A 25455-nucleotide genomic window follows, 5' to 3' on the forward strand; every position below is an offset into this window, starting at 1 on the left:
GGGGCTACGACGTCGCCCGCAGCAGCGGGGGCGTCTCGCCGGCGCGCAGCGGCAGACCGCGGCGCAGGGTCCGGGTCCACTTGTTGCTCGGCAACCGCGGATCGAGCGCGGCCAAGCCGGTCGCGAACTTGGAGATCTTCGCGGGCCGGACGCCGTGGCGCCAGAGCATCCGGTCCAGTTCCCCGGGCCGGGAGCCGGACTTCGTCTCCACGATCACGCGCCCGTCGAGCGTCCAGGCCGGGCCGCCGGGCAGCCGCCACGTGGCGTCCTCGTCGATCGTGGCCCGGGCTCCGGAGCCCGGCAGGTACAGCGTGGTGCGCGAATACGCGGTCTCGACGACGGGCCGCAGCAGGGCGGTGTCCGGCGCGGATCCGGGTCCGAGGGCCGCGGCCAGGGTCTCGGCGACGTAGGCCGCGCCCTCGGGGGTGAGCCGGGAGCGGTCGGCCGGCGCGTGGGGGATCCGTTCCTTCACGGTCGCGGCCCGCGCCCCCTCCGTCTTGACCTCCAGGAACGCGGTGCCCGTGTCCAGATAGGTGCGCGTGCGGATCTTGAAGCGCCGCCTGCGGCCCGCCGCGGCCAGCCGGTACGCGGTGAGCTCCGGGGTGTCGAAGTACACGGAGTCGTAGCGGAAGCGGCGCAGCCCGCCGATCTCGAGCACCCGCGTGTCCCGCGGCAGGCCCGCGAAGAGGGCGTTGGCGAGCCCCGCGTCCACGACGTACTTGCGGTCGATGCGCGTCTGCAGCGCGGCGGCCTCGTTGAGCTCCTCGAGGCCGATCGGCTCCAGCACCGAACCGCGGTGGGTCAGCGACCTCGGCTCGCGCGGGTTCACCGGGCGCTCCTGCCGGACGCCGCAGGCACCGGGGACCCGTCGGAAGCCGGGGTGGCCTCCTCCCCGGACGGGAGGACGACGCCGGACGCGGGCTCCCCGGGCCGCGCGCCCCGGGCGGGGGTCGCGTCGGAGGAGGGCTCCGGCGTCGTCCCCGGGATCGGCGCGACGGGAAGCGGAGGGCGGGAGGAGGCGCGAGGGGCCTCGAAGCGGACCTCGACGAGGGTCTTGTCGTTGACGAGGTCCAGCTGCTGCACCGTGGCGCTGTGGATGCGGCCGCCAAGCAGGTACCCCAGGGCCTCGCGGAGCTCCTGCTCGTCGCCGATGGCGCGGTCCAGGACCACCGACTGGTGCCGGTAGCGGGTGAACGCCCGCGGGTGGTCGCCGATGAACATCGCGCCGACGATGAGCGCCATGAGCGCCAGGCCGAGCCACTCCGGCGTGACCCCGATCCCGCCGATCAGGCCCAGGGCGAGCGCCGCGAAGTAGTAGGCGACCTCGTGCTGCGCCAGCTCCGTGGAGCGGAGCCGGATGATCGACAGGACGCCGAAGAGGCCCAGGCCCAGGCCGAGGGAGGCCGACGAGCCCGTCAGCGCGAGCGCGACGGCCAGCACGCCGACGTTGACGCCGAGGTAGGCGACGGCGAGGTCGCGCCGGCGGTGGCGGCGCAGGTAGAGCACGTAGGTGAGCACGGTGATGGCCACGAGGTCCGCGGCGAGGAGGATCCAGGAGTTCACGGGGCGGTTCCTTTGCGGTGGGAAGCTGTTCACCACAAGCTTCCGGGCCGTTGCTGAGGGCACCTTGTGAATCGGGCCAGACAGGGATATGTGCCCCAGACGACACCGGACGCCCGGGAAGGTTTCCCAATGCGGACGGTTATTGACCGCATTGAACGGAAGAATGGTGCCATGGAACAGGACGCAGCACACGGAACCCCCGCTACGATCGAACCCTTCCGGGTGGACATCCCCCAGGATCGGCTCGACGACCTCGCCGCGCGCCTGCGCGCCACGCGCTTTGCGCCCCCGCTTCCGGACGACGGGTGTGGCACGGGCGTCCCGGACGCCTACTTGCGCTCGATGGTGTCCGCCTGGGCGGCCTTCGACTGGCGCGCCTACGAGCGCCGACTGGCGGACGTACCGCAGTTCACCACGGAGATCGACGGGCAGCGGATCCACTTCATCCACGTCCGCTCGCGCGTGCCGGGAGCCCTGCCGCTGCTGCTCACCCACGGATGGCCCGGATCGAGCTCATAGGCCGGCTGGGCTACGCCCGGTTCGCCGTCCAAGGCGGGGACATCGGGGCCGGCGTGGCCCCCGAGGTCGCGCGGTTGGCGCCCGAACGGGTCGTCGGCGTGCACGTCAACGGCGCGCTCGGGGCGTTCGCGAGCGAGGCCGGGGAGGAGGAGCTCGCCGCGATGTCCCCGGTGGAGCAGGACAGGATTCGCCGGGTCGGCAAGTTCATGGAGCGCGAGTTCGCCTACATCTCCCTCCAGTCCACGCGGCCGGCGCTCGTCGGGTCGATGCTCGCCGACTCGCCCGTCGCCCAGCTCGCCTGGACCTGGACAAGTTCCAGGCCTGGACGCACCCCGCGGACCGGCCGGCGGACCAGGTCCTGGGCATCGACTTCCTCCTCGCCAACGCCTCGCTGAACTGGTTCACCGCGAGCGCCGGTTCCGCGGCCGCCGTCGGCTACGCGCAGGAGGCTGCCTGGGGCGAGCCGGAGATCGATTCCGGCGTCCCGACGGCGGCGATCCAGTTCGCGCACGACGTGGGCATCCGGGCCCTCGCGGAGGCGTCCAACACGATCGTGCGCTGGACCGACGTCGAGGACCGGGGCGGCCACTTCGCCGCCCTCGAGGAGCCCGGGATCCTGGTGCGGGACATCAGGGAGTTCCTGCGGCCCCTGCGGTAGGCGCTCCGCCCCGGCCCGCGTGCTCCTCCCGCTTCCCGCCGTTCTGACGCGGTCTGGACGACCGCGGGGGAACGGGCGCCGCGGGCTCAGGGAGCGGCGGCCGGGCGGCGCGCCGAGCGGAGGGACCAGGCCGCCGTCCAGGCCAGCGCCAGCTCGAGCCCGGCGAGGCCGAGCATGTCCGCCCCCGGTGCCGAGGCGTCCGCTACGGCCCCGCCGCCGGCCCCGCCGCCGTGTACCGCGTGGGAGCCGCCGAGGCCCGGAACGCCCAGGGCCAGCGCGGCGTGTGCCAGCGCCATGCCGAGCGCCATGGACATCAGCAGGCGCCCGGTGCGGCAGGAAGGCCGCAGCCATTCCAGGACCGCGCAGCCCACGCAGGCCAGGGCCATGGCCGTGAGGGCCGCGGCGAACACCACCCCGTGCCCGTGCGTGAACGCGGCCCGCAGGTGGAAGGCGGCGGCCGCGACGGCGAGGACGGCGGCGGCGCAGGCCGCCCAGCGGGCGCCCGCCGAACCCGCGGCGCCCTCCGGGCGGCCCCGAACCACATGCGGGGGCCCGCCCCGGGCGGGCCGGACGCGCGGGCCCGGCTCCGCCGTCGTCATCGCCGCCACGGTGTCCCTACTGGTGGCAGTGCCCGCCCGGCGCGAGCCCCGGGACGTCGAGCCGCTCGGTCCCGGCCGCGGCGACGGTGCGCCCCTGTCCCGCCCTCCACAGCACGCCGAGCAGCGTCGCGGCGGCGAGAAGCGCCGCGAGCGTCGGGAGGACGTAGGCATCCGGCATGGACCCAGCGTAGGTCCCGCCCGGACGGCCTCGACCCGGATGTAAAGAAGGATGACGTGGAGCGCGCCCGCGTACGATGAGCGCATGGAAGACCGCGTCACGCTCAGGTTCCTGGCGTCTCCCACCGACGTCTCCGAGGACGGGGACACGGTGCAGGCCGGCCGCGTCCTCGAGTGGATCGACAAGGCGGGCTACGCGTGCGCCGTCGGCTACTCCGGCGGCTACTGCGTCACCGCGTACGTGGGCAACGTGCACTTCACCCGGCCCATCCGCAACGGCGACCTGATCGAGGTCGACGCCAGGATCGTGGACACGGGCCGCTCCTCGATGCAGGTCGTCGTCACCGTCGACGCCGCCGACGTCCGCGAGCGCGTCTTCCGGCCGGCCATGGACTGCATCCTGGTGTTCGTGGCGATGGACGCCGAGCGCAAGCCGAAGCCCGTGCCCGCCTGGGCCCCGTCCGACGACGAGGCGGCGCACCTGGCCCGCGGCGCCTCCGCCCGCGTCGCGGCCCGCGCGCAGATCCGCGACGCCATGGCCGCGCAGGAGTACACGGACGCCGGGACGACCCCGCGCGAGCGCTTCCGCTTCCTCGCCGCCCCCACGGACGTGAACTGGGGCGGGAACGCGCACGGCGGGATCGTGATGCGCTGGATCGACGAGGTCGCGAGGGCGTGCGCGATGGGCTGGTGCGGCGCGGACGCCGTCGCCGTCTACACGGGCGGCATCCACTTCCTGAACCCCGTGCACATCGGCGACGTGGTGGAGGCCGAGGCCCGCATGATCCACACGGGCCCGCACTCGATGCACATCGTGGTCCACGTCCGCGCCAAGGACCCGCGCGGCGGCTCGTGGCGGCCGACGACCCGCTGCATGACGGTGTTCGTGACGCGCGACGCCGACGGGCATGCCTCGCCCGTCCGCCCGCTCGAGCTGGTCAACGAGGAGGACCGCCGCCTCGACGCGCACGCCCGCGACCTCGTCCGCCGCCGCGCCGAGCTGCCGCCGCTGCAGTTCGCCGCCGAGCGCGTCTACTGACCCCCGCCACAGCGAGAAGGAGAGCCATGACACCGACGAGATACAGCAGCACGCCGCCCCTGCAGGACCGCCTCGGGACGCTCGGCGAGCGGGCCCGCGCGCTCGCCGAGCGGCTCGGACCCCTCTCGGATCCGCTGTCGCCCGCGTTCGGAGCGGTGTCCGCCGCGGCGGTCGGCGCGCTCTCGCTCGTGGACCCCGCCCGGCTCTCCCGGTCCGGCCGCCATTGGTACCGGGCCGCGTCCGCCGCGTTCGGCGGCTTCGCCGTGGCCGCCACCATTGACCGCGATGGGACCGCGCTGGTCCCCGCCCGTGCGTTCGCCGGGGTCGCCGCCGCCGGGGCCGTCTACGCCCTGGCCGACGCCTCCGAGGACTGGGACCGCCGGCTCAGCGGGGCGCTGTCCTCCCGCGGCGTCAGGCACCCGCGCCGCTGGATGGCGGCCGGGGCCGCCGCCCTCATGGTCGTGTCCTACCTCGGCGACCGGGCCTTGGATTCCTCCGCGGGCCAAGGGGAGGAGGACGACGCCGGGGCTCCCCTCGAACGCGATGTCGACCCCGCGCTGAGCTCGCTGGTCGAGGCCCTGCTGCGGGCCGGCGGCGGCGAGGACGCGGAGCTGCTGCTGGACCAGCTGGGCCGGGCGCGGGAGCTCGTGTGGGACGGCGGGGCGTTCTCGACCGTGGCCGAGTTCGAGGTGCCCCAGGACGTGGTGCGTGTCGTGCCGCACTCGCAGGAGTTCCCGGTACGCGGGCGCTGGTTCGCCCCGGGCGGCGAGGAGCTCGAGCTCGTCCTGCGGATCGAGGACGGACGGCTGGCGTACGTCGCCGTGGACCTCGTCGGGGAGTCGGAGCTCCCGATCGACGAGTTGATCGACGCGTGGCCGGCCCCGGCCGACGTCGAACTGCTGCGTGACGCCCCGGACGGCCGGACGCGCCTCTAGGCCTCCGGTCCGTCAGGAATCGAGAAGCGGCCGCCCCTCCGCGGCCGCTAGCGTGGGGCGAGACAACATGCCGCGGGAGCGAGAAGGAGCAACGACCATGGGCGCAGCGACGGAGCAGGAGGGCGGGTTCTCCGCCGAGGAACGCGCGGCGATGAAGGAGCGCGCCGCCGAACTGAAGGCGGAGGCCAAGGGCGGCGGGCGGACGGCGAAGAAGGCCGCCGCGGACGAGAAGGCGTGCCTCGAGAAGATCGCCAAGATGGACTCGCCGGACCGCGAGTTGGCCGAGCGGATCCACTCCGTGGTCCTGGAGGCCGCGCCGGAGCTGGCGCCCAAGGTCTGGTACGGGCAGCCCGCCTACGCGCGCGACGGAAAGGTCCTCTGCTTCTTCCGCAGCGGGATCGGGGACAAGGAACGCTACTCCACGTTCGGCTTCTCCCCGGAGGCTGGGCTCGACGAGGCCGCGGGCTTCTGGCCGACGTCGTTCGCCGTGGCTGGGCTGGACGCCGACGGGGAGAAGGCGCTCGCCGCCCTCGTGAAGAAGGCCGTCGGCTAGAACCCCTGGCGCTCCAGCGCGCGGGCGATCAGCCGGACGCCGTCGAACGCGCCCGCAGGCGGCGCTGAGGCGCACGTCCACAGCAACGGAGCCGGGTTCATAGCGCCCGCACAGCCCCTCGACAGCCCCTCCCTGAACTGCGCCCGCAGGCTGGAAGCGGGCCGGCGGCACGCGCCGGCATCACCAGCGAAGCCGCGACGCGGCGAATGGAGGACGATCCTCATGGCAGGGACGCGAAAGAAGAACATGGTGCTCGGGGCCTCGGCCGTGGCACTGACCCTCGGGGCCGGGCTCGGCGTGGCCGGCATGGCCACGGCGGCCACCGATGCGGCGGACGCCGGCACGGGCGCCAGCTCGAGCGCGGCACCGTCGGGCGCAACGGGTACGACGCCGGACGCCGGCTCCCGGGGCACCGCGCCGGAGGGCGCGGAGCGGGGCGGCAAGGGCCGGGGCGGGCACGGTGGCCTGGGGGACGTCGCGGCGCAGCTCGCCCAGAAGCTCGGGGTCGAGGAATCCGCGGTCCAGGAGGCCGTGGACGCCTACCGAGAGGCCCAGCGCGGCGAGAGCGCAGGTGAAGGGGCGGACCGGAGCGGGCGGGACACGGCCCTTGCCGCGGCCCTCGCCGAGGCGCTGGACCTGGACGAGTCCACGGTCCAGGCGGCGATCGAGGAGGTCCGCAGCGAGGCGAAGGCCGAGCGGGCCGAGCGCTTCCAGTCGCGGCTCGACGCGGCCGTCGAGGACGGAACGCTCACCCAGGCGGAGGCCGACGCCGTCGCCAAGGCCGCGGAGAAGGGGGTCATCCGGGGCGGCTGATCCAGCGGCGCCACCCGCCGCATCCGCCAACCCGCAGCGTGATCCACTCCTCGGTCGTTCAGACTGGGTCGAAAGGACCGAGGAGTGGAAGGCGATGTGATGCTCGGGGCGTTCAGGCCGCTTCCGGCCTGGATTCCGCCGCGTAGTGCAGGCGCTCCGGAACGGCCGAGCGGAGCCGCTCGACGACTTCGGAGCCCTTCCGGAACCACGCGGACAGCACGGCGATCTGAAAGCCGTCCGCCAGGAACAAGGTGACGCCGTCGACCCCCTCGTCGACGCGCTCGTGCTCCAGCCCGACGACCTCGGAGTACAGCGCGGAGATCGTCTGCCCGAACATCGTCATCTGCAGCCCGTCCGTGCCGATCACCAGTTTCAGGTCGGCCGGAGCCCCCGCGAACCGGGCGATCAGGCCGCGCTTGTAGACGGCGCCCTCGATGGCCGGTGGGTCGACGCGGTCGCGCGGAGGGTAGAGCAGTTCCGCGGACACGGGGGAATCGGTTTCCGGAGAGGCCTCCGCGGTGAAGCCCACCAGCAACTGCCCTTCCAGATCGGCCAGGGCCCCGATCCCGGACCCCGGGACGTAGGCCTGGAATGCGGCGAGGTGCTCGGCCATCGACTGGTGGCGGATCCCGACGAGCTCGTCGAGAGCCGTCTCGTAGACCTCGGCCTGGTCGGCGCCGGGCTCGGCGCCGTCGGATTCAAGGGCCGTGATCACGCGGCGCACCTCATCCTGCGTCGCCCCGTGGTCGCGCAGCGAACGGAGCTCGTCGATGATCCGCCGGGCCGAGCCGGCCGCGTTGCGGGGCGCGACGTTGACCCGGACGACGGCGATGCCCCGCCGATCGTCGACCAAGACGGTGCCGGCATCGACGTCGTAGACCAGCCCTTCCTGGCGCCGCAGCCCCTCGCGGACGCGGCGTTGCAGGACCTGGAAGACGAGCGGCAGCAGGAGCGAGGCGTCGTCGGCCGGGCCGGGGGTCGGGAAGGAGAGCGTCACGCCCTCGCCCTCGTCGCCGTACTCGTGTGGCCCCGCCTGCGGGAGGGCGGGGACGTCGGCGGGGCGCCGGCGCGGGCCGTCGGGCAGCGGCAGACGCAGCCCCGCGGGTGGTTCGCCGGACAGGACCAGGACCGCGTTTCCGCGTGTGAAGTACTCGGCGGCGTGCCGCGCCACGTCCTCTGGACCGATCCGATCCAGGTACTTTGCTTGGACAGGGGCCAAGCCGAGCCCCTTCAGGCCGAAGCGATGGGAAAGCGCGACCCCGACCTCGAAGGGCACCGCGCCGACGGCCCCCTCGGCCTCGAGGACCGCGCGCTCCCGCGCGAGCATCTCCGCGTCCACGCGGCCTTCGGCGAGCGCCGACAGCGAGCGGCAGACGGCCTCGAGGGATTCCACGACCTCGTCGGGCCGACCGTCGACCGTGAACTCGGTGAAGTTCAGCGAGACCGAGCCGTTGGTCTCGTGGTCCGGGACCGGGATGGCGGAGAACGCCAGGTGCTCCACGAGGTGGGTCAGCCCGGAAGTGGCGAAGTCCTCGTCGCGCACGCCGATCCGGAAGACGAGCGAGGCGGAGAGCCGCCCGGGCTGCTCGGTCCAATGAACGGGAACGCCGTCGATCTCGCGTGTGTGGGCGACCATGGGCCGGTCCTTCCTGCAGATGGTGGGGCCGTGCGTGCGGCCTGCGCCGATCCTATCCACGCACACTGTCGATCAGTCGCCACCCACGGCCACGACCTCGACGGCGTGTTCCCGGAAGGCCTCGAGGACCTCGGCGGGCGCGTCGGCCGTGGTGACGAGGTGGGTCAGGTCCTCGAACGAGCCGAAGCGGAACGTGGAGGTCCGGGCGAGCTTGTCCGGCGTCGTCACCAGGATCCGCCGGTTCGCGGAGGCGAGGCACGCGCGCTTGAGGGAGGCGTCGTCGAACGTCGTGGACGTCAGGCCGTGCTCGGGGGAGGCGGAGCACGCGCCGAGGACCACGGCGTCGACCCGCATCTCGCGGACCGCCTGCAGGGCCGCATCGCCCACGAACGCCAGGCTATCGGTCGCGACGGGGCCGCCGGGGACGACGACGGACGGCCCGGGCCGCGCCGCGAGCGCGCCGGCGGCGTGCAGGGACAGGGCGAGGGCGGTGAGCGGTCGGCCGGCGAGGGCCTGCGCCACCGCGAAGCACGTGGTCCCGTTGTCGATGATCACCGAGTCGTCGTCCTCGATGAGCCCGGCCGCGGCCGCGGCGATGAGCGCCTTGCGTTCCTGGTCCGCCTCGAAGCGGACGGAGAACGGCATGGGGGCCCCGCGCTTGCGGGCGCGGGCGGCGCCGCCGCGCGTGCGCAGGAGCAGGCCGCGTGCCTCGAGCTCGGCGAGGTCGCGCCGGATGGTGACGGCCGAGGCTCCCGTCAGGCGGGCCAGGTCGTCCACGGCGACGGCCGCCGCCTGGCCGGAGACGGAGCGGATGATCGTTTGGTGCCGAAGTGATCGTTGCACGTGATCATTCAACCCCATACGGTGATCGGCATGCCACGCTCCGTCCCGCCGTCGACCCGCGCCCGCCTCGGGGTCTCGCTCATGTTCTTCACCAACGGCGTGCTGTTCAGCGCGCTGCTGCCGCGGCTGCCGGAGATCAAGGACGCGTTCGGGCTCAGCAACGCGCAGTTCGGGTTGTCCGTGATCGCCTTCCCGGTCGGCGCGATCCTCGCCGCCGCGTGGGCGGCCCCGCTGATCCGGCGCTTCGGGGCCCCGCTCGTGGTCCAGGCCGGCTCCGTGCTCCTGGCCGCCGCCGTGGCCTGCGCCGGAGCGGGGCCGACGGTCTGGGTCTTCGTCGCCGCGCTCGTGCTCGGCGGGACGATCGACGCGATCGTCGACGCCGCCCAGAACGTCCACGGGGTCGCCGTGGAACGGTGGCACGGCCGCTCCATCCTGAACTCCCTGCACGCCGCCTGGAGCATCGGCGCCGCCACGGGCGGCCTCATCGGCGCGGTCTGCGCCGCGCAGGGGGTCCCGATCGGCACGCAGATGATCGTCAACGGGGCCGTCTGGGCCCTCGCCGCCGTCTACAGCGGCGTGCTCTCGCGGATCCCCGCCTCCGTGCCCGGCCGGACCCCCGACGCAGCAGCCGCGGGCGCGGCGGGCGGCGCGGAGAAGGCGGGCTCCGGCGTCGTACCCCCTCCGGGGCCCGGCGCCGCGCGGGCGGGGACCGGACGCTACGCCGCCGCCCGGCTGCTGGCCCCGCTCGTCGTGCTGGCGATCTGCGGGATCCTCGTCGAGGACGTCGGCAACAACTGGGCCGTGCTGTTCCTGCATACGGAGACCACCGCCGCGCCCGCGCTCGCCGGCCTGGGGCTCACCGTGCTGATCTCCGCGCAGTTCGTCGGCCGGATCCTCGGCGACCCGATGACGGACCGCTGGGGGCGCGGGAACGTGGCCCGGTTCGGCGGCCTGCTGATCGCCGCGGGCGGCCTCGTCGTGGTGTTCGGCCCGGGGCCGCTGGGGGCGATGGCGGGCTTCGCGCTCGCCGGATTCGGCTGCGCCACCCTGGTCCCGGCCGCGTTCGCCGCCGCGGACGCCGTGCCGGGGCTGCCCGCCGGAACGGGGATCGCGATGCTGGGCTGGCTCATGCGCCTGGGCTTCCTCGTGACCTCGCCCGCGATCGGGCTGATCTCCGACGCCACGAGCCTGCGCACTGCGTTCCTGGTCCTCGTGGCTGGCGGTCTCGGCGCGGCCGCGATCGCTCACGCCAAGCTGCGGCGCCCGGCGGTTCCCGCCCGGTGACGGGCCCGGCGTCCCGGTGCTTGACTGGGAGGGACCGCGCCACGAGCCCCGGAGGACCCCGCCATGACCGAGACCGCACCACCTCCGTTCCGCCTGGGCTTCCTGGCGTTCGTCGAGCACTCGGGGATCGAGGGAGGACGCTCGCGCGGGCTCGAGGAGGGGCTCGAGCTGTTCGAGCTCGCCGAGGAGCTGGGCTACGACGTCGGCTACGTCCGCCACCGCCACCTCGAGCACTACCTCTCCGCTCCCGTTCCCTTCCTGGCGGCCGCGGGCCAGCGCACGCGGCGGCTCCGCCTCGGGACGTCGGTGACGCCGATCCGCTTCGAGGACCCGGTCCGGCTGGCCGAGGAGGCCGCGACGCTGGACCTGCTCACGGGCGGCCGGCTCGAGCTCGGCCTGAGCTCCGGATACTCCGACAACGAGGGCACGTTCTCGCAGGCCTACGCCCCGATCGAGGGCGGGCTGCGGGAGGCCGTCGACGCACGGGTCGAGCGCTTCATCGCCGCCGTCGAGGGGCGCACGCTCGCGGTCGCCGACGAGAAGATCCCGTTCGCGGAGGCCGGCACGGAACTGCCCGTCCAGCCCGTCAGCCCCGGGCTGCGGCGGCGCATCGCCTACGGCGCCGGCTCGCTCGCCAGCGCGCGCCGGACCGGGCGGCAGGGCCTCGGGCTGCAGCTGTCGACGCTGAACACCGAGGCGACGGGGCTCTCCTTCGAGGAGGCGCAGCTCGCGAGCATCGAGGCCTACCGCGCCGAGCACGCCCGGGTGGCCGGTTGGGCGTCCCACGCCTCGGTCAGCCGGCAGATCGTCCCGTACGCGAACGCCGCCGAGCAGGCGGAGGTCCAGTGGCTGCTCGACCGGGATGCCGCGCGGCAGGGCGGGAATCCGGATCTGCCGTTCCAGTTCGGCCGCGTGGCCTCGGGGACGGGGGAGCGGATCGCGGAGGCCCTCGCCGGGGACGTCGGGCTGCGGGCCGCCGACGAGCTCGTGATCGCGCTGCCGTTCGACCATCCGTCCGACGTCGTCCGCCGGATCCTCACGGTCGCGGCGCAGGAGGTCGCCCCGGCGCTCGGCTGGGCACCGGGATTGACCGCGGGGTCCGGGGCCCCGGCCTAGCCGCGGTCCCGCCGGCGCGGGACGAGCAGCGCGAACTGGGTCAGCACGACGACGCCGATCACCGCCCAGGTCCACGGGGACAGGCCGGAACCGGCGCTCAGGTCGCGCGAGACGAGGAAGACGACGACGACGGCCGCGATCACCGCGAAGACGTAGCGCGGGCTCCGTCGGGAGGGTTCGGTCATGGCCCCAGCATGCCAGACCCGGACCGCCCGGGGTCAGTGGGCGCGTATTCCGAGAACCCGCTCAAGGTACGGGTTCAGGAGCGTCCCGGCCGGGTCCACGGCGTCCCGAACCCGCGTGAAGTCGTCGAAGCGCGGGTAGAGCCCCCGCAGGTAGCCGGCGTCCCGGGTGTGGATCTTGCCCCAGTGCGGCCGCCCGCCGTGCGCCGTGAAGACGTGCTCGACGTGCTCGAGGAACTCCGCGTGCGGCTCGCGCGCGTAGCGGTGCACGGCGAAGTAGACCGACTCCCGCCCGGACGCCGTGCCGAGCCACGTGTCGTCGGCCGCCGCGGTCCGCACCTCCACGGGGAAGCTGATCGGCTCGCGGTAGCCCTCCACGGCCCGGCGCAGCTCCGCGAACGCCTCGCCGAACGCCTCGAGCGGCAGCGCGTACTCCATCTCGCGGAAGCGCACACGTCGCGGGGAGACGAAGACGCGGTGGGACGCGTCGACGTAGCCGCGTTCCGCCGCGGCCCGGGTCGCGAGGCGGTTCAGCGGACCGACGAGCGACGGCACGGCCCGCCCCACCCCGCACATCAGTCCGAGCGCCGCGTTGCCGAGCAGCTCGTCGTCGACGAATCCGCGGATCCTTCCCACGGGCCGCAACGGCGCGTCGCCCGGCAACCGGGTGTTGGCCTTGGACAGGACCGTGCGGGTCTGCGGGAACCAGTAGAACTCGAGGTGGTCCGTGGTCCGCGAGCGCTCGGGGAACGATTCCTCCATCTGCGCGAGCGGCTCGGGCGCCTCGACGGCGGCGAGCCGGAAGACGGGCACGCAGCGCAGGGTCGCCTCGAGCACCACGCCCACGGCGCCGAGCCCCACGCGCGCCGCCCGGAACAGCTCCGGCTCGGTCCGCTCCGAGCAGTCCACGATCCGCCCGTCGGGCAGCGCGATCCGCAGCGCCGCCACGATCCCGGAGTACCCGGTGAAGCCGAGTCCGGTCCCGTGCGTCCCGGTCGCGAGCGCCCCGGCGATCGACTGCCGGTCGATGTCGCCCATGGTGGGCAGGGCGAGACCGTGCGGCGCGAGCAGCCCGGCGACCTGGTGCAGGCGCGTTCCCGCCCGGAACACCGCCTCGCCGCGCCCCGCGTCGACGGCCACGAGGCCCTGCAGCGCGTCGAGCCCCAGCAGGAGCCCGTCGGTCGCGGCGATCGGGGAAAAGGAGTGCGCCCCGCCGACGGCCTTGACCCGCGTGCCGTCCTCGGAGGCGCGCCGCAGCAGGGCGGCCACCTCGGCGTCCGTGGAGGGCACGACGACGCCGGACGGCCGGGACCGCTCGCTGCCCGACCAGTTGCTCCAGGCCCAGACGCCGCCACCGGTGTCGGCGCGGCCCAGGCGGCCGGGTGCGGGGCGGGCGCCGGCGGGCAGCGGCCCGCCCCGCGCGGCAGGGCCCCACGCCTTGGGACCCCACGTCCCGGGGCCGCGTGCCCCGGGACCGCGCGCGGGGAAGCCGCTCGTGGCGGCGTCCGGTACGGAGCAGCCCGGCGCCCCGGTGGTCCGGGGCACGGGGGCGGGGGATCCGGCGTCGTGCTCGGTGGACATCAGAGGAAGGCCCTTCCCTCGCCGCGGTAGGTGGGCCACGTGTCCGTGATCCGCCCGCCTGAGAACACGTGCACCTCGCCGAGCCGCTCGCACGGTTCGCCCGCCTTGGCGTGGCGGAAGTAGACGGGGTCGCCGAGCCGGATTCCGGCCGCGGCGGCGCCCGTGAGCGGGGTCTGCACCTCGCCGGCACCCTCCGTGGCGGAGTAGCGCAGCCCCGGCGGCCAGACGGGGACGGGGAGCCGGTCCGGACCCGCGGGGCCCGAGGCCGTCCAGCCGCCGCCCAGCACGGTCACGGTGCGCGGGCCGGGGCGGCGGACGGCGTCGAAGAGCACGTGCAGCGCCGGGGCCGGGCGGAACCCGCGGTAGTGCTGGAACAGCTCGGGCCCGTAGAAGCCGGAGCCGGCGGCGAGCTCCGTGACGGCGTCCTCCGCGGCCGTGGACTCGAGGGAGCCCGTGCCGCCGCCGTTGACGAATTCGAGGCCGGCGCCCTGCCCGGTGGCCGGGCCGGATCCCTGCCCGAGGGCGGCCCGGACCGCTGCGACGACCTCGGCGCGCCACGTCGCCAGGTCGCGGATCGACAGCGTGCGCAGGGCGCGGACCGCGGCACCCCGCGGGGTGCTGGCGGCGTCCGCCACGCCCGCGACCTGGCCCTCGTAGGCCATGAGCCCGACGACGTCGACGCCGGCGTCCGCGGCCGCGCGCGCGAGCCGGACGGCCTGCTCCGCGGTGCGCACGGGGGAGCGCAGGGGGCCGATCCGGGGGCCGCGCGGCCAGGTGCGGACGGGGGCGTAGGAGGCGTCGAGGTCCAGGCACACCCGGAAGCGACGGCCGGACGGGGAACCGGCGTCGCGGGCCGCGGCGGCCAGGAGCCCGAGGTGCTCCGGGGAGTCCACCATGAGCGTGACGTGCCGGTGCGCTTCCCCGCGCAGGAGCGCGGCGAGGGCCGCGCGGTCCGTGGACGGATAGGCGACGACGACGTCGTCGGCCCCGTGCCCGGCGAGCCACAGCGCCTCCGGCAGCGTGAACGCGAGCACGCCACGGTAGCCGGGATGGGCGAGCGCCTCGTCGAGCGCACGGCGGACGCGCAGGGACTTGCTCGCGACGCGGATCGGCGTTCCGGCGGCGCGGGCGGCCATCGCCGCGGCGTTGGCGCGGAAGAGGTCCAGGTCCAGGAGCGCGGCGGGGCGGGTCCGGAGGCCCGCGTCGTCGAGCGCGGCGGTGTAGGCGTCGAAGTCGGGGCGGACCGGCTCGGGGCGGAGCGGCTCGGGCCGTGTCCCTTCCGGGCGGTGTCGCGGGGCCACGGCGTCTCCTTCCCGGTCGTCCATCACGGAATGCTACCCGTTGGTACGCGGCGGTGCGCCGGAAGCCGGGCGCGTGGCACACTGAACCGGTGCGGACCGCGGTCTCGGGCGACGGCAGGCCAGGGTCCGACGGCGACGCGGGGGCCGGGTGGTCGCCGCGGGGCCGGTCGGCGGAGGAGGCAGGGAGCGGCAGTGGACGCAGAACGGGATGGTCGGCCCGGGGTCGAGGTCGTCGGCGAGGTCTTCTACTGGCGCGGCCCCGCGCCGTTCCACTATGTCCGCGTGCCGGACGCCGAGGCGGCGCTGATCCGGGAGCTCGCGCCCGTGGTCAGCTACGGCTGGGGCGTGATCCCCGTGAGCGGGACGCTCGGATCCACTCCCTTCACGACCTCCCTGTTCCCCAAGGACGGCGGCTACCTCGTGCCACTCAAGGACGCCGTCCGGCGGGCCGAGGGCGTCCAGCTGGACGACGTCGTCGCGATCCGCCTGCGCATCGGCCGCTGATCCCCGGCCCGCCAGCCCTCGAACGGGTCCCGGCCCGCCTCGAGCTGCGCCTCGATCTGCTCCAGGCCCCACTCGACGGCGACGACCGCTTCCCGGGCGACCGGTGGGAGCACCAGGACACCGCCCGAGCGCACCAGGAGCCCGTCCTGCAGCATGTCGAGGAGGAACGGCCGGCGCCGTTCGAGCGCCAGGGCGGCCACCACGTTCGTCTCGGTGAACTCGTCCAGTGGTCCGTCCAGCACGCCGACCGGAAGGTCTCCGAGCGCCGCACCGTGGAAGAAGGCGAGCATCATGGCGTCCGGCGCCGCGGAACCGGGCGACACCGCCGACGCCGTGCTGGCGAGGTACGCCGAGGCCAACCCCAGATACACGTCCGCCTCCTCGTCCAGGGCGGCGTGGCCCGCGAGCAGGGCCTCGGCGCGCGGCGTCGGCCACACGCGCGTGGAACCGATCTCGATGCGCTCCGCGATCTCAAGCGCGCTCCAGTAGCGGAGGAATCGGCCATCGTCGGAACGATGAGCGGCTCCTCCGCCGTGCCGCTGATCGACTCGCCGGGGGCGTCGGGGAACGGCCGCTTCGCGTTGCGGACGCCCCGGACGAAGAGCCCCGCGCCGCGGCCGCCGGTTCGATGTCCTTGAGCCGTAGCAGCCCGGACTGGGTCACGTCCCGTGCGGGGCCGATCCACCGCAGGAGCCCGAGGAGGGAGCCGATCAGCGGCACGTCCTTCCATGCGGACAGGGCCTCCTCCGCCGTCAGCTCCGGAACGTCGATCTCGTCGTCATCCGGCGTGACGAGGTCGTGGAAGGCCTCCCAGGTGTCTCGGCCACGGGTCCAGCGCCCGGTCTCGTCGAAGAAGTGCAGGTAGGCGTCGAGTGAGGTTGCCATGTCGTCGACGAGGTCGGGGTCCTCCCCGGCCAGCAGGATCTGCCGGACGAGTCCGGGATCGAGCTCGTCGGGCGCCTGGAAGGGCGCCGCGTCCGCGTGCATCCGCGCCACGTCGGCGACGAGGTGCCAGGCCGCCACGGCCGCCTCCCGCGTCCCGCCCTGCTTGAGGACCCATGTCACGTAGTCCGGCAGGAGCGCCTCGATGCGGGCGACTCCGATGGCCGTCCCGCCAGGGGGCCGCCCGCCAACGAGCCGCAGGTGTCCCTTGTGAGGGCGTTTCTTCCGAGATGCCACGACCGTCCCTTCGTCGCACCCCATCGTTCCCGGTTCCGGCACCCGGGGGGCAAGCCGGCGGCGCGGCCGGATCCGCCCTCCACAGGGCCTGCCCGTCCACAGTGGTACCGGGAGGCCCTCCCCAAGCGGCCTCTGCATCCCTAGGCTGAAGCAGGGGAACCCGGTTCAGGCCCGCTGTCCCGCGATCCGCCCGAGGAGGAACCATGAAACGCATCCGCCGCGCGGTGGCCGGCGCCGCCGTCGTCCTGCTCCTCGCGGCGTGCACGGGAGCGCCCGCCCCCGAAGGCACGGCCCCGGCGTCGTCCTCCCCGGCGGCGCAGACGTCCCCCGCGCCGGCCACGGAGACCGGCTCCGCCGAGGCGCCCGGCGAACCCGAGGCCGTGGTCGCGACCGGGCTCGAGGCCCCGTGGTCCGTGGCGTTCCTGGACGCGACGCCGCTCGTCAGCGAGCGCGACAGCGGGCGGATCCTCGAGCTCGACGACGCGGGCAACGCGCGCGAGGTCGGCGTCGTGGACGGCGTCGCGCACGGCGGCGAGGGCGGGCTCCTGGGGCTCGCGGTCGACGGCGGGGGCCGGCTCTACGCCTACTCGACCGCGGCGGGCGGCAACCGGATCCAGCGCTTCGCGCTCGAGGGGGCGCCCGGCTCGCTCGCGCTCGGGGAGCCCGAGACGCTCCTTGAGGGCATCCCGGCCGCGGGCAACCACAACGGCGGGCGGATCGCCTTCGGCCCCGACGGGATGCTGTACGCGACGACGGGCGACGCCGCCGACCGCCCGCTCTCGCAGGACCGGGACTCGCTCGCCGGGAAGATCCTGCGCCTCACGCCCGACGGCGCCGTCCCCGCCGACAACCCGTTCCCCGGCTCGCCCGTCTACAGCTACGGGCACCGCAACCCGCAGGGGATCGCCTGGGCGGAGGACGGGACGATGTTCGCGACCGAGTTCGGGCAGAACACGTGGGACGAGCTGAACGTCATCACACCCGGCGCGAACTACGGCTGGCCCGAGGTCGAGGGGATCGCGGGGCGCGAGGGCTTCACGGACCCGGTGCAGCAGTGGGCGCCGTCGGACGCGAGCCCCAGCGGCATGGCCCACGCGGACGGCGTGCTGTACCTCGCGAACCTGCGCGGGGCCGTGCTGCGGACCGTTCCGGTGGAGGATCCGGGATCCGCGGGGCTGCATTTCGACGGCGAACTCGGGCGCCTGCGGGACGCCGTCGCCGCCCCCGACGGGCGCGTGTGGATCGTCACGAACAACACCGACGGCCGGGGCCGCCCCGGCCCCGACGACGACCGGATCCTCTCCCTCGACCCGGCGGCGTTCCGATGATCCGGACCGTCCGCCACGTCCGCTGGGACCAGCCGACCCCCGGTCGCAATGCTCTCCGCCCACGGGTCGTTTCGAGCCGCCGATAACGACCCGTGGGCGGAGGGGATTGCGGGGTGGGCTCTCCGGGCGAGAGCCCGGGCGGAAGGCCCGGGGCATCGTCGCCGCGCCCTGTCCGCCGGCACGGCCGCGGTATACCGTGGTGCTGGAGAGTGCCATGGAGGATCAGGCAGGGCTGTTGGAATCGGCGCGGACGGCATACGCCCGCGGGGATTGGCGCGCCGCTTGCGACGGGCTGGAACGTGCCCGCGCGGCCGCCCGGGCCGGGGAGCTCGACACCGCCGACCTCGACCTCCTGGGCCGCTGCTGCTGGTGGACCGGCCGCACGCGCGAGGCGCTCGAGATCTCCGAGCACGTTTTCGAGCGGCTGCAGCACGACGCCGGCCCGGTCGACGCCGCGATGAAGGCCGCGACCTTGGGCCTGCTGTGGTTCATCCGCGGCGACCTCGTGATCGCCTCCGGTTGGGCCAGCCGGGCACGCCGGCTCCTGAGGGGGGCGCCGGAGGGGATCGAGCACGGCTACCTGCGCTACCTCGAGGCGTCGATCTCGCTGGACTTCTCCTCCCTCGGCGGCGCCCGCGAGGCCTCCGAGGCGCTCCACGATCTCGGCCGGCGCCTGCGCGCCCCGCAGCTGACATGCCTCGCCCTCGTCCTGTCTGGCCTCGTCGACGCCCGCACCGGGGATCCGGCGGGCGGCTTCGCGCAGCTCGACGAGGCGATGCTTCCGGTCCTCGCCGGACAGTTGCCGCCCGAGTGGGCGGGCGACGTGTACTGCACCGTCATCCATACGTGCCACGAGCTGGCGGACCTGTCCCGCATGCGCGCCTGGACGCTGGCGACCGAGCGGTGGTGCGAGCAGTTCCGGGGCGAGGCCGTGTATTCCGGGATCTGTCGCATCCACCGCCTCCAGCTGTTGTGCGCGGAGGGGGACTGGGCGGCGGCGGAGGCCGGGGTCGAACGCGCCGGGGCCGAGCTGGCCGGCGTGAACGGCTGGGTCGCGGGGGAGGCCTACTACCAGCTTGGCGAGATCCGCCGGCTGCGCGGGGACTTCGCCGGGGCCTCCGAGGCGTACGCGCGCACCGCCCAGTTCGGCATGGACCACCAGCCGGGCGCCGCGCTGCTTGAGCTCGCCCGGGGCCGCCCCGCGCAGGCCTGGGCCTCCGTGAGCGCCGCGCTGGCCGGCCGGGACGCCCTGAGCGCCGCCCGGCTGCTGGGCCCGGGGGTCCGGATCGCGCTCGCGGCGGGACGGGAGGACGACGCCGGACGCTTGTGTTCCGAGCTCGAGTCCACCGCCGCCGGGTTCGGGACCGAGGGGTTCCGGGCGTGGGCCCTTCAGGCCAGGGCGGCGGTCCTGGTCGCGGCCGGCCGCTTCGGGGACGCCCTGCCGGTGCTCCGCGCGGCCGGCGTCGCGTACCGGAACCTGCGCGCCCGCTACGAGTCAGCGGCCGTGCACGAGATGTGCGCCCGGGCCCACGCGGGTCTCGGCGATGTGGCGGCAGCGGCCGCGGACCGGGCGACGGCCGTCGAGATGTACCGGCAGCTCGGGGCCGTGCCGGACGTCGAACGGCTCGACCCTGGCGACGTCCCGGGCGGACTGACGGCCCGCGAGTCCGAGGTGCTGGGGCTCGTCGCCTCCGGGGCGAGCAACCGGGAGGCCGCGGCGGCCCTCTACATCAGCGAGAAGACCGTCGGCCGGCACCTGTCCAACATCTTCGCCAAGCTCGGCGTCGCCTCGCGCACCGCCGCCGCGGCCTGGGCGCACGAGCGCGGCATCGCGGCGCGTGGCCGGCCCGGCCCCGCAGAACGTCCCGACCCGGCGCGGGGACGGGCTTGAGGCGGGGCCCCGGCGTCGTCCTGCGAACGTCCCGACCTGCCGCAGGGACTGGCTCCAGGCGGGCCCCGGCGTCGTCCTGCACCGAACGCCCCATGCCGCGGGAGCGGCAGATGGGGCATCCTCCCGATCCGCCGCGGCCGTCCGATCCCTAGCGTTGAGGGCACCGGGACGGCGCGGGAATCGAAGGGAGGACGGCGGCGGCCCGGTGCACTCCATCGAGGGGCGCCGCGTGCCGGCCGGAGCGATCCGGGACCGCGGGCGGACACCCCACCACCGGCCCGGTTCCCGGCCCGATCACGCGCCACGGGCGCGCCGGGCCGGCGGGCCCACACGGCAAGGACCACGACCATGACCACCGAAACGACCACAAGCGCGGCCACCGACGCGCCCACTCCGGACGCCGCCGGAACCCCGGCCGGACCGGGCGGAGACGGCGCGCCCGACGCGGCCGCCGCGGAATCCGCGGCGCTCTCGGCCCGCTACCTCGACATCCTCAACTCCTCGGCGATCACCCTCTTGACGAGCATCGGCCACCGGGCGGGCCTCTTCGAGGTGCTGTCCGGCCTGCCGCCCGCCGACAGCGGGCAGATCGCGGACGCCGCGGGCCTCGACGAGCGCTACGTGAGGGAATGGCTCGGCGGGATGGCCACCGCCGGCGTCGTGCACTACGAGCCTGAATCGACGCGCTACCACCTCCCCGCCTCCCACGCGGCCGTCCTGACCCGGGCCGCCGGACCGGACAACCTCGCCCAGCTCATGCAGTACATCCCCCTGATCGGCTCCGTGGAGGAACGGGTCCTGCACTGCCTGCGCCACGGCGGCGGCCTGGAGTACGCCGAGTACCCGGGTTTCCACCGGATCATGGCGGAGGAATCGGCCACGGTGAACGACGCCGTCCTCGTCGACGGGATCCTGCCGCTGGTTCCCGGCCTGCCGGAGCGGCTCGCCGCCGGAATCGACGTGCTCGACGTCGGCTGCGGCTCAGGGCACGCCGTGAACCTCATGGCCCGCGCCTTCCCGGCGAGCCGGTTCACGGGGTACGACTTCTCGGCCCAGGGAATCGCCGCCGCGCGGGCGGAGGCCGAGGCGTGGGACGTGTCGAACGCGCGGTTCGAGGTGGTCGATGTCGCCAGCCTGGACGACGTGGCGGAGTTCGACCTGGTCACGGCCTTCGACGCGGTCCACGACCAGGCGCACCCGGGCCGTGTGCTCGCCAACATCCGTTCGGCGCTGCGCGGCGACGGCGTGTTCCTCATGGTGGACATCGACGCGTCCAGCAACCTCGAGGACAACGCGGCCGTTCCGTGGGGGAGCTACCTGTACGCGATCTCCATGTTCCACTGCATGAGCGTCTCCCTGGGGCTCGGCGGCGACGGCCTGGGCACCGCGTGGGGCCGGCAGCTGGCCGGGCGGATGCTGGGAGAGGCCGGGTTCGGGTCCGTGGAGATCGTCGACGTCGAGGCCGATCCCTTCAACGTGTACTTCGTGGCCCGGCCGTAGGCGGCGCTCCGCCCCCGATCGCCGTGCTCCGCCCGCAACACAACACTCTCCACTCCAGCGTCGTTCTCAGCCCTGAGGACGACGTGGGAGTGGAGAGTGATGCGGGGGACGGGGCGGTCAGCCGCCGATGCCGGTGACCGCCACCATCACCGGGAGCAGGACGATGATGAGCGCGGCGCCGAGGACGTCGAAGAAGACGCCCGTGCGGACCATGCGGATGATCGGCACGGTCCCGGAGCCGTAGACGATCGCGTTCTGCGGCGTGGACACCGGCAGCATGAAGCCGAAGGAAGCCCCGAACGTCGCGGCGAGGGCGGGCACGAACGGATCCACGTCCATGGCCAGGCACAGCGGGATGACGATCGGGACGACGACGGCCGCGGCCGCGGTATTGCTCGTGGTCTCGGAGATGACGATCGCGAGGACGGCGGCGAACGCGGTGATCGCGAAGACGCTCGTCACGCCGAGACCCTCGGACGCGGCGGCACCGATGGTCTCCGCCAGGCCCGTCGCGGCGAGCAGCGCGCCGAAGATGATGCCGGTGCCGAACAGGAGGATGGTTCCCCAGTCGATCTTGGCGGCATCGGACCATGTCAGCGTGGCCTTGCGGGCCTTCCAGTCGGTGGGCAGGATGAACAGCAGCGCGGCGCCGAGGACCGCGACGATCCCCTCGTCGAGCCGTTCGTCGAGGAACAGGTACGCCTCCGACTCGGTGCCGGCGACGAGGCTGACGATCGCGGGCAGGAGCCACAGGGTGACGGTGAAGCCGAACGCGGCGAGCGTATTGACCTCGGCGCGGGACATCTTGCCGCGGGCGGCCTTCTGTTCGGCGATGAACTCCTCGACGCCCTCGATCCGGCGCAGTTCCGGCTTGTTGAGCAGGAACATGATGACGGCCAGGACGGCGAACATCGCGGCGCACAGCGGCAGCGCGGTGGCGGTCCACTGGGCGAAGGAGATCCGCACGCCGGTGGCCTCCTCGATGAGCCCGCGGCCGATCAGGTTCGGCGGGGCGCCGACCGGGGTGAGCAGCCCGCCGACGCTCGCGCCGTAGGCGAGCATGAGCATCAGGGCGGCGCCGACGCGCAGCCGCTTGGGGTCGAAGTCGGACGCCACGACGCCCCGGTCCTGCATCAACTGGGCGATCACAGCGAGGATGCCGAGCGCCGTGGGCATGAGCATCGCCACGGTCGCCGTGTTCGAGACGAACGCGGAGAGCAGGCATGTGATGACGCCGAACGCGATGATGATCCGGTACGTGGACTTGGCGACGCCGGGCAGCGACAGCACGGCGAACGCGAGCCGCTGGGCGAGCCCGTGCTTGAGCATGGCCTGGGCGAGGATGAACGCGCCGATGAACGTGAAGATCGTGGTGGACCCGAACGGCGCCAGGACGGACTTGGCGTCCGCGACGCCGAGGAGCACGATCGCGGCGACTCCGATGAGGCCGCCGATGGGGATGGGGACGGGTTCGCAGATCCAGAGCACGATCACGCCCAGGAGCACGGCGGCGAGCAGCTGCTGCGTTGGTTCCATGCCGGTCGGCAGGAGGGCGAAGCCGATCGCGACGGCGGGGGCGAGGAAGAAGCCCAGGGTCTGGCGGATGCGTTCGAACCTCTCCTCGCGCGGGGAGAGCTTCTGCTCGCTGAGGCTGCGGAACGTCTTGCCGCCGAGGAGCGCCTCGCGGACGTTGGTGCGGGCGCCGGGGGCGCTGCCGGAGGCCGGGGGTACGACGCCGGTGCCGCCGGCGGTGCCCCGGGTTGCGTTGGTGGGGGTGGCTAGGTGCTGGGACATCATCGTCCTTCGTGTCGATCGAGTCCGGTGGGGTGGTCATCCCACGATCGGCCCGTGACGCGGCTCACGTCCAAGACCTTTCCCCTACCTCCGGAATAGGCATACCCTATGGACGCGGCCCCGCCCGGCGCCCGCCCCTATCTTTTTCGGGAGGATCCATGGACGTCCGCCAGCTGCGCTACTTCCTCGCCGTCGTCGACCACCAGGGCTTCAGCCGCGCGGCGGAGAAGCTCTACATCGCCCAGCCCTCGCTCTCCCAGGCGATCAAGTCGCTCGAGCATGAGGTGGGGCTGCCGCTCTTCCACCGCGTCGGACGCCGCGTCGTGCTCAGCGAGGCGGGCCACGAGCTCGTCGGCCCCGCGCGGCTCGTGGTGCGCGACCTCGAGGCCGCGTCCTCGGCGATGGACGCGCTCAAGGGCGTCCGCACGGGCCGGCTCGAGCTGACCGCCATGCCGTCCCCGGGAATCGAGCCGCTCACGGCGATGATCGCCGAGTTCTCCCGCGCGCACCCGGGCATCACCGTGGGAGTCGACGGGGCCTTCACCCCGGAGGAGGTCATCGCGACGGTCCGGGGCGGCAGCGCGGAGATCGGCCTGCTCGGCTCGGACCGGCCCATCCGCGTCCCCGACCTCGACGTCACGCAGCTCGAGCGCCAGCCGCTCGTGCTCATCGAGAGCCCCGGCGCGGGCGCGTTCGAGGCGGACGAGGCGATCCGCCGGGAGGACCTCGCGGGCCGTCGCGTCGTCGTCTCACAGCGCGGATCGCTCATGCGTTGGCTGGTCGACGACATCCTGGCCTCGGGCGTCGACGTGCGGATCGCCGTCGAGGTCGCGCACCGGACCTCCGTCCTGCCGCTCGTGCTGGCCGGGATCGGCCACGCCGTGATGCCGCTCTCGTGGGCTCCGCTCGCCCGCCGGTCCGGTCTGCGGGTGCTGCGGATCGAGCCGCTCTCGGAGCTCCATGTGGCGATCGTCGGGCGGCGCGCCGATCTTACGCCCGCGGCACGCGCCTTCCTCGACGTGGCGCGCAGCTATGCGGCGACGCATCGGGACGACGACGCCGGGGCCGCGCCCTGATCCCGATCCGGCGCCCCGGGAACGGGGGTGCCGGTTCGCTGGCGGGCGCGATGCGAGGGCCGCGCGGAGGCGCGCGTCCGGCGTCGTACTCATAGGTCCTGCCTATCCCGGCCATGGACAAAAGGTCTTGGACGCGATGCACCCGGCCGGCGTTCCATGGAACCCACGGCCCCCGCACCGACGCGGCCGGCCAAGGATCCACGGGAGGAACACCATGACGCAGACCCAGGTCTTCACGATCGCCTCGATCCCCGCCGACGGCGTCGGCCAGGAGGTCGTCGCCGCCGGGCGCCGCGTCCTCGACGCCGTTCAGGCGCAGTCCGCCGGCCGCTTCGCGTTCGACTGGACCGAGTTCGACTGGGGCAGCGACTACTACGCGCGGCACGGCCGGATGATGGCCGAGGACGGGCTCGAGCAGCTCAAGGACTTCGACGCGATCTACTTCGGCGCCGTCGGCTGGGAGAACGTGCCGGACCACGTGAGCCTGTGGGGGCTGCGCCTGAACATCACGCAGAACTTCGATCAGTGGGCCAACATCCGCCCCGTGCGGTTCCTGCCCGGCGTCGAATCCCCGCTGCGCAAGGCGGACCGAGCCGAGCTCGACTGGGTCGTGGTCCGCGAGAACAGCGAGGGCGAGTACGCGGGCCTCGGGGGGCGCAACCTCTCCGGCCGCGGCCCCGGCAACGAGGTCGCCCTGCAGACGGCACTGTTCACCGAGAAGGGCTGCGAGCGGATCATGCGCTTCGCGTTCGACCTGGCCCGCACGCGCGCCGTGAAGAAGGTCTCCTCCGTGACCAAGTCCAACGCCCAGCAGTACGGCATGGTGCTCTGGGACGAGGTCTTCGCCCGCGTGGCCGCGGACTACCCGGACGTCGCGACCGAGTCCGTGCTTGTGGACGCGATGAGCGCCAAGTTCATCCTCAAGCCGGAGGAGCTCTCCGTCGTCGTCGCGTCCAACCTCAACGCGGACATCCTCTCCGACCTCGGCTCCGCGCTGGCCGGCAGCCTGGGCCTGGCCGCGAGCGCCAACCTGAATCCTGAGCGCCGCTTCCCGTCGATGTTCGAGCCCGTCCACGGCTCCGCCCCGGACATCGCGGGGCAGGGCATCTCCAATCCCATCGGGGCGATCGCGAGCGCGGCCCTCATGCTGGACCACTTCGGATTGCACGAGGAGGCGCGGCGGGTCGAGGCCGCGATCGAGGCGGCCACCGCTGCCGGGGCCCTGACCCGCGACATCGGCGGCACGGCGGGCACGGACGAGGTCGTGGACGCGATCGTCGCGGCGCTCGGGGCGGATCTCGCGGCGGCCGTCTGACCCCTCAGTCCCGCATCACCCTCCACTCCCGGGTCGTTGTCAGCTCTGAAAACGACGCTGGGGTGGACA

Annotated in this window: 27 protein-coding genes; 15 read left to right on the forward strand and 12 right to left on the reverse strand. The window is 74.1% G+C overall.

Features of this window, described 5'->3' with window-relative positions:
- Positions 1-4 precede the first annotated feature (4 nt).
- Positions 5-829, reverse strand: coding sequence for a polyphosphate polymerase domain-containing protein (locus AC0QR5_RS14575; RefSeq protein WP_329862194.1), 825 nt, complete (start codon positions 827-829; stop codon positions 5-7).
- A complete protein-coding gene (locus tag AC0QR5_RS14580) occupies positions 826-1563 on the reverse strand; it encodes a DUF4956 domain-containing protein (protein WP_329862193.1) in 738 nt (245 codons plus the stop codon). The genes AC0QR5_RS14575 and AC0QR5_RS14580 overlap by 4 nt, the downstream gene beginning before the upstream one ends.
- A gap of 171 nt (positions 1564-1734) precedes the next feature.
- Between AC0QR5_RS14580 and AC0QR5_RS14585 the strand changes: the two genes are divergently transcribed.
- The 3 genes from AC0QR5_RS14585 (at position 1735) to AC0QR5_RS14595 (ending at position 2740) form a co-directional block, all read left to right on the forward strand.
- Positions 1735-2082 carry an epoxide hydrolase N-terminal domain-containing protein gene (locus tag AC0QR5_RS14585; protein WP_329862192.1) on the forward strand — a complete coding sequence of 116 codons (348 nt, stop codon included), beginning with the start codon at positions 1735-1737 and terminating at the stop codon, positions 2080-2082.
- Entirely contained in the window at positions 2061-2477 is a 417-nt protein-coding gene (locus AC0QR5_RS14590; protein ID WP_329862191.1) for an alpha/beta fold hydrolase, read from the forward strand. Before AC0QR5_RS14585 ends, AC0QR5_RS14590 begins: the two co-directional genes overlap by 22 nt.
- Before the next feature lie 119 nt (positions 2478-2596).
- Positions 2597-2740 carry a hypothetical protein gene (locus AC0QR5_RS14595; RefSeq protein ID WP_329862190.1) on the forward strand — a complete coding sequence of 48 codons (144 nt, stop codon included), beginning with the start codon at positions 2597-2599 and terminating at the stop codon, positions 2738-2740.
- Between the two features lie 86 nt (positions 2741-2826).
- Here AC0QR5_RS14595 and AC0QR5_RS14600 read toward each other — a convergent pair whose 3' ends face one another.
- Both AC0QR5_RS14600 and AC0QR5_RS14605 read right to left on the reverse strand, forming a co-directional pair.
- On the reverse strand, positions 2827-3348 hold the full coding sequence (locus tag AC0QR5_RS14600; RefSeq protein WP_430970739.1) for a hypothetical protein: 522 nt from the start codon (positions 3346-3348) through the stop codon (positions 2827-2829).
- A 7-nt stretch (positions 3349-3355) separates the two neighbouring features.
- A complete protein-coding gene (locus AC0QR5_RS14605) occupies positions 3356-3517 on the reverse strand; it encodes a hypothetical protein (protein ID WP_329862188.1) in 162 nt (53 codons plus the stop codon).
- Between the two features lie 84 nt (positions 3518-3601).
- Between AC0QR5_RS14605 and AC0QR5_RS14610 the strand changes: the two genes are divergently transcribed.
- The 4 genes from AC0QR5_RS14610 (at position 3602) to AC0QR5_RS14625 (ending at position 6856) form a co-directional block, all read left to right on the forward strand.
- Complete coding sequence (locus tag AC0QR5_RS14610) at positions 3602-4555, forward strand: acyl-CoA thioesterase (RefSeq protein WP_329862187.1); 954 nt, start codon at positions 3602-3604, stop codon at positions 4553-4555.
- 26 nt (positions 4556-4581) lie between these two features.
- Positions 4582-5490, forward strand: a complete 909-nt coding sequence (locus tag AC0QR5_RS14615; RefSeq protein WP_329862186.1) for a hypothetical protein — start codon at positions 4582-4584, stop codon at positions 5488-5490.
- A gap of 97 nt (positions 5491-5587) precedes the next feature.
- The gene (locus tag AC0QR5_RS14620) at positions 5588-6043 is read left to right on the forward strand and encodes a DUF1801 domain-containing protein (RefSeq protein WP_329862185.1); all 456 of its coding nucleotides are present in this window, start codon (positions 5588-5590) and stop codon (positions 6041-6043) included.
- A 222-nt stretch (positions 6044-6265) separates the two neighbouring features.
- Positions 6266-6856 (forward strand): phage protease, encoded by a 591-nt coding sequence (locus tag AC0QR5_RS14625; RefSeq protein WP_329862184.1) that lies wholly within the window; start codon positions 6266-6268, stop codon positions 6854-6856.
- A gap of 112 nt (positions 6857-6968) precedes the next feature.
- Here the strand turns inward: AC0QR5_RS14625 and AC0QR5_RS14630 are convergent, their stop codons facing one another.
- Together AC0QR5_RS14630 and AC0QR5_RS14635 are read right to left on the reverse strand one after the other, a co-directional pair.
- Positions 6969-8492, reverse strand: a complete 1524-nt coding sequence (locus AC0QR5_RS14630; protein WP_329862183.1) for a M16 family metallopeptidase — start codon at positions 8490-8492, stop codon at positions 6969-6971.
- Positions 8493-8564: 72 nt separating this feature from the next.
- Positions 8565-9335: a DeoR/GlpR family DNA-binding transcription regulator gene (locus AC0QR5_RS14635; protein WP_329862182.1), complete on the reverse strand. Its 771-nt coding sequence runs from the start codon at positions 9333-9335 to the stop codon at positions 8565-8567.
- A 30-nt stretch (positions 9336-9365) separates the two neighbouring features.
- Between AC0QR5_RS14635 and AC0QR5_RS14640 the strand changes: the two genes are divergently transcribed.
- Positions 9366-10619 carry an MFS transporter gene (locus tag AC0QR5_RS14640; protein ID WP_329862181.1) on the forward strand — a complete coding sequence of 418 codons (1254 nt, stop codon included), beginning with the start codon at positions 9366-9368 and terminating at the stop codon, positions 10617-10619.
- A 63-nt stretch (positions 10620-10682) separates the two neighbouring features.
- Complete coding sequence (locus tag AC0QR5_RS14645; protein ID WP_329862180.1) at positions 10683-11735, forward strand: LLM class flavin-dependent oxidoreductase; 1053 nt, start codon at positions 10683-10685, stop codon at positions 11733-11735.
- Here the strand turns inward: AC0QR5_RS14645 and AC0QR5_RS14650 are convergent.
- From AC0QR5_RS14650 to AC0QR5_RS14660, 3 genes are read right to left on the reverse strand one after another with little or no spacing between them, the layout of a single operon-like run.
- Positions 11732-11920 carry a hypothetical protein gene (locus tag AC0QR5_RS14650; RefSeq protein ID WP_329862179.1) on the reverse strand — a complete coding sequence of 63 codons (189 nt, stop codon included), beginning with the start codon at positions 11918-11920 and terminating at the stop codon, positions 11732-11734. The two genes, AC0QR5_RS14645 and AC0QR5_RS14650, sit on opposite strands and share 4 nt — an antisense overlap.
- A gap of 33 nt (positions 11921-11953) precedes the next feature.
- Positions 11954-13498, reverse strand: a complete 1545-nt coding sequence (locus AC0QR5_RS14655) for a D-arabinono-1,4-lactone oxidase (protein ID WP_329862178.1) — start codon at positions 13496-13498, stop codon at positions 11954-11956.
- Positions 13498-14823: an alanine racemase gene (locus AC0QR5_RS14660; protein WP_329862177.1), complete on the reverse strand. Its 1326-nt coding sequence runs from the start codon at positions 14821-14823 to the stop codon at positions 13498-13500. The genes AC0QR5_RS14655 and AC0QR5_RS14660 overlap by 1 nt, the downstream gene beginning before the upstream one ends.
- Positions 14824-14991: 168 nt before the next feature.
- Here AC0QR5_RS14660 and AC0QR5_RS14665 point away from each other — a divergent pair, with 168 nt between their 5' ends.
- On the forward strand, positions 14992-15303 hold the full coding sequence (locus AC0QR5_RS14665) for a DUF1905 domain-containing protein (protein WP_329862176.1): 312 nt from the start codon (positions 14992-14994) through the stop codon (positions 15301-15303).
- Here AC0QR5_RS14665 and AC0QR5_RS14670 read toward each other — a convergent pair.
- Positions 15213-15740 carry a hypothetical protein gene (locus AC0QR5_RS14670; RefSeq protein WP_329862175.1) on the reverse strand — a complete coding sequence of 176 codons (528 nt, stop codon included), beginning with the start codon at positions 15738-15740 and terminating at the stop codon, positions 15213-15215. The genes AC0QR5_RS14665 and AC0QR5_RS14670 overlap by 91 nt on opposite strands.
- Positions 15741-15774: 34 nt before the next feature.
- A complete protein-coding gene (locus AC0QR5_RS14675; protein ID WP_329862174.1) occupies positions 15775-16482 on the reverse strand; it encodes a hypothetical protein in 708 nt (235 codons plus the stop codon).
- 203 nt (positions 16483-16685) lie between these two features.
- Here AC0QR5_RS14675 and AC0QR5_RS14680 point away from each other — a divergent pair, with 203 nt between their 5' ends.
- From AC0QR5_RS14680 to AC0QR5_RS14690, 3 genes are all read left to right on the forward strand, one after another.
- Positions 16686-17810: a PQQ-dependent sugar dehydrogenase gene (locus AC0QR5_RS14680; RefSeq protein ID WP_329862173.1), complete on the forward strand. Its 1125-nt coding sequence runs from the start codon at positions 16686-16688 to the stop codon at positions 17808-17810.
- Positions 17811-18024: 214 nt separating this feature from the next.
- Entirely contained in the window at positions 18025-19701 is a 1677-nt protein-coding gene (locus AC0QR5_RS14685; RefSeq protein ID WP_329862172.1) for a LuxR C-terminal-related transcriptional regulator, read from the forward strand.
- Positions 19702-20049: 348 nt separating this feature from the next.
- Positions 20050-21201 carry a class I SAM-dependent methyltransferase gene (locus AC0QR5_RS14690; RefSeq protein WP_329862171.1) on the forward strand — a complete coding sequence of 384 codons (1152 nt, stop codon included), beginning with the start codon at positions 20050-20052 and terminating at the stop codon, positions 21199-21201.
- A 117-nt stretch (positions 21202-21318) separates the two neighbouring features.
- Here the strand turns inward: AC0QR5_RS14690 and AC0QR5_RS14695 are convergent, their stop codons facing one another.
- Complete coding sequence (locus AC0QR5_RS14695) at positions 21319-22995, reverse strand: SLC13 family permease (protein ID WP_329862170.1); 1677 nt, start codon at positions 22993-22995, stop codon at positions 21319-21321.
- Between the two features lie 158 nt (positions 22996-23153).
- Between AC0QR5_RS14695 and AC0QR5_RS14700 the strand changes: the two genes are divergently transcribed.
- Entirely contained in the window at positions 23154-24071 is a 918-nt protein-coding gene (locus AC0QR5_RS14700) for a LysR family transcriptional regulator (protein WP_329862169.1), read from the forward strand.
- Positions 24072-24285: 214 nt separating this feature from the next.
- Complete coding sequence (locus AC0QR5_RS14705; RefSeq protein ID WP_329862168.1) at positions 24286-25386, forward strand: tartrate dehydrogenase; 1101 nt, start codon at positions 24286-24288, stop codon at positions 25384-25386.
- Positions 25387-25455: the final 69 nt, after the last annotated feature.

This window comes from Arthrobacter sp. J156 (assembly GCF_056172865.1).

Coding starts and splice junctions, on each gene's coding strand:
- AC0QR5_RS14620 (WP_329862185.1), top strand. CDS start 5,588: ATGGGCGCAGCGACGGAGCAGGAGGGCGGGTTCTCCGCCGAGGAACGC.
- AC0QR5_RS14610 (WP_329862187.1), top strand. CDS start 3,602: ATGGAAGACCGCGTCACGCTCAGGTTCCTGGCGTCTCCCACCGACGTC.
- AC0QR5_RS14680 (WP_329862173.1), top strand. CDS start 16,686: ATGAAACGCATCCGCCGCGCGGTGGCCGGCGCCGCCGTCGTCCTGCTC.
- AC0QR5_RS14705 (WP_329862168.1), top strand. CDS start 24,286: ATGACGCAGACCCAGGTCTTCACGATCGCCTCGATCCCCGCCGACGGC.
- AC0QR5_RS14585 (WP_329862192.1), top strand. CDS start 1,735: ATGGAACAGGACGCAGCACACGGAACCCCCGCTACGATCGAACCCTTC.
- AC0QR5_RS14660 (WP_329862177.1), bottom strand. CDS start 14,823: ATGGACGACCGGGAAGGAGACGCCGTGGCCCCGCGACACCGCCCGGAA.
- AC0QR5_RS14605 (WP_329862188.1), bottom strand. CDS start 3,517: ATGCCGGATGCCTACGTCCTCCCGACGCTCGCGGCGCTTCTCGCCGCC.
- AC0QR5_RS14625 (WP_329862184.1), top strand. CDS start 6,266: ATGGCAGGGACGCGAAAGAAGAACATGGTGCTCGGGGCCTCGGCCGTG.
- AC0QR5_RS14695 (WP_329862170.1), bottom strand. CDS start 22,995: ATGTCCCAGCACCTAGCCACCCCCACCAACGCAACCCGGGGCACCGCC.
- AC0QR5_RS14655 (WP_329862178.1), bottom strand. CDS start 13,498: ATGTCCACCGAGCACGACGCCGGATCCCCCGCCCCCGTGCCCCGGACC.
- AC0QR5_RS14590 (WP_329862191.1), top strand. CDS start 2,061: ATGGCCCGGATCGAGCTCATAGGCCGGCTGGGCTACGCCCGGTTCGCC.
- AC0QR5_RS14690 (WP_329862171.1), top strand. CDS start 20,050: ATGACCACCGAAACGACCACAAGCGCGGCCACCGACGCGCCCACTCCG.
- AC0QR5_RS14645 (WP_329862180.1), top strand. CDS start 10,683: ATGACCGAGACCGCACCACCTCCGTTCCGCCTGGGCTTCCTGGCGTTC.
- AC0QR5_RS14615 (WP_329862186.1), top strand. CDS start 4,582: ATGACACCGACGAGATACAGCAGCACGCCGCCCCTGCAGGACCGCCTC.
- AC0QR5_RS14640 (WP_329862181.1), top strand. CDS start 9,366: ATGCCACGCTCCGTCCCGCCGTCGACCCGCGCCCGCCTCGGGGTCTCG.
- AC0QR5_RS14650 (WP_329862179.1), bottom strand. CDS start 11,920: ATGACCGAACCCTCCCGACGGAGCCCGCGCTACGTCTTCGCGGTGATC.
- AC0QR5_RS14700 (WP_329862169.1), top strand. CDS start 23,154: ATGGACGTCCGCCAGCTGCGCTACTTCCTCGCCGTCGTCGACCACCAG.
- AC0QR5_RS14685 (WP_329862172.1), top strand. CDS start 18,025: ATGGAGGATCAGGCAGGGCTGTTGGAATCGGCGCGGACGGCATACGCC.
- AC0QR5_RS14630 (WP_329862183.1), bottom strand. CDS start 8,492: ATGGTCGCCCACACACGCGAGATCGACGGCGTTCCCGTTCATTGGACC.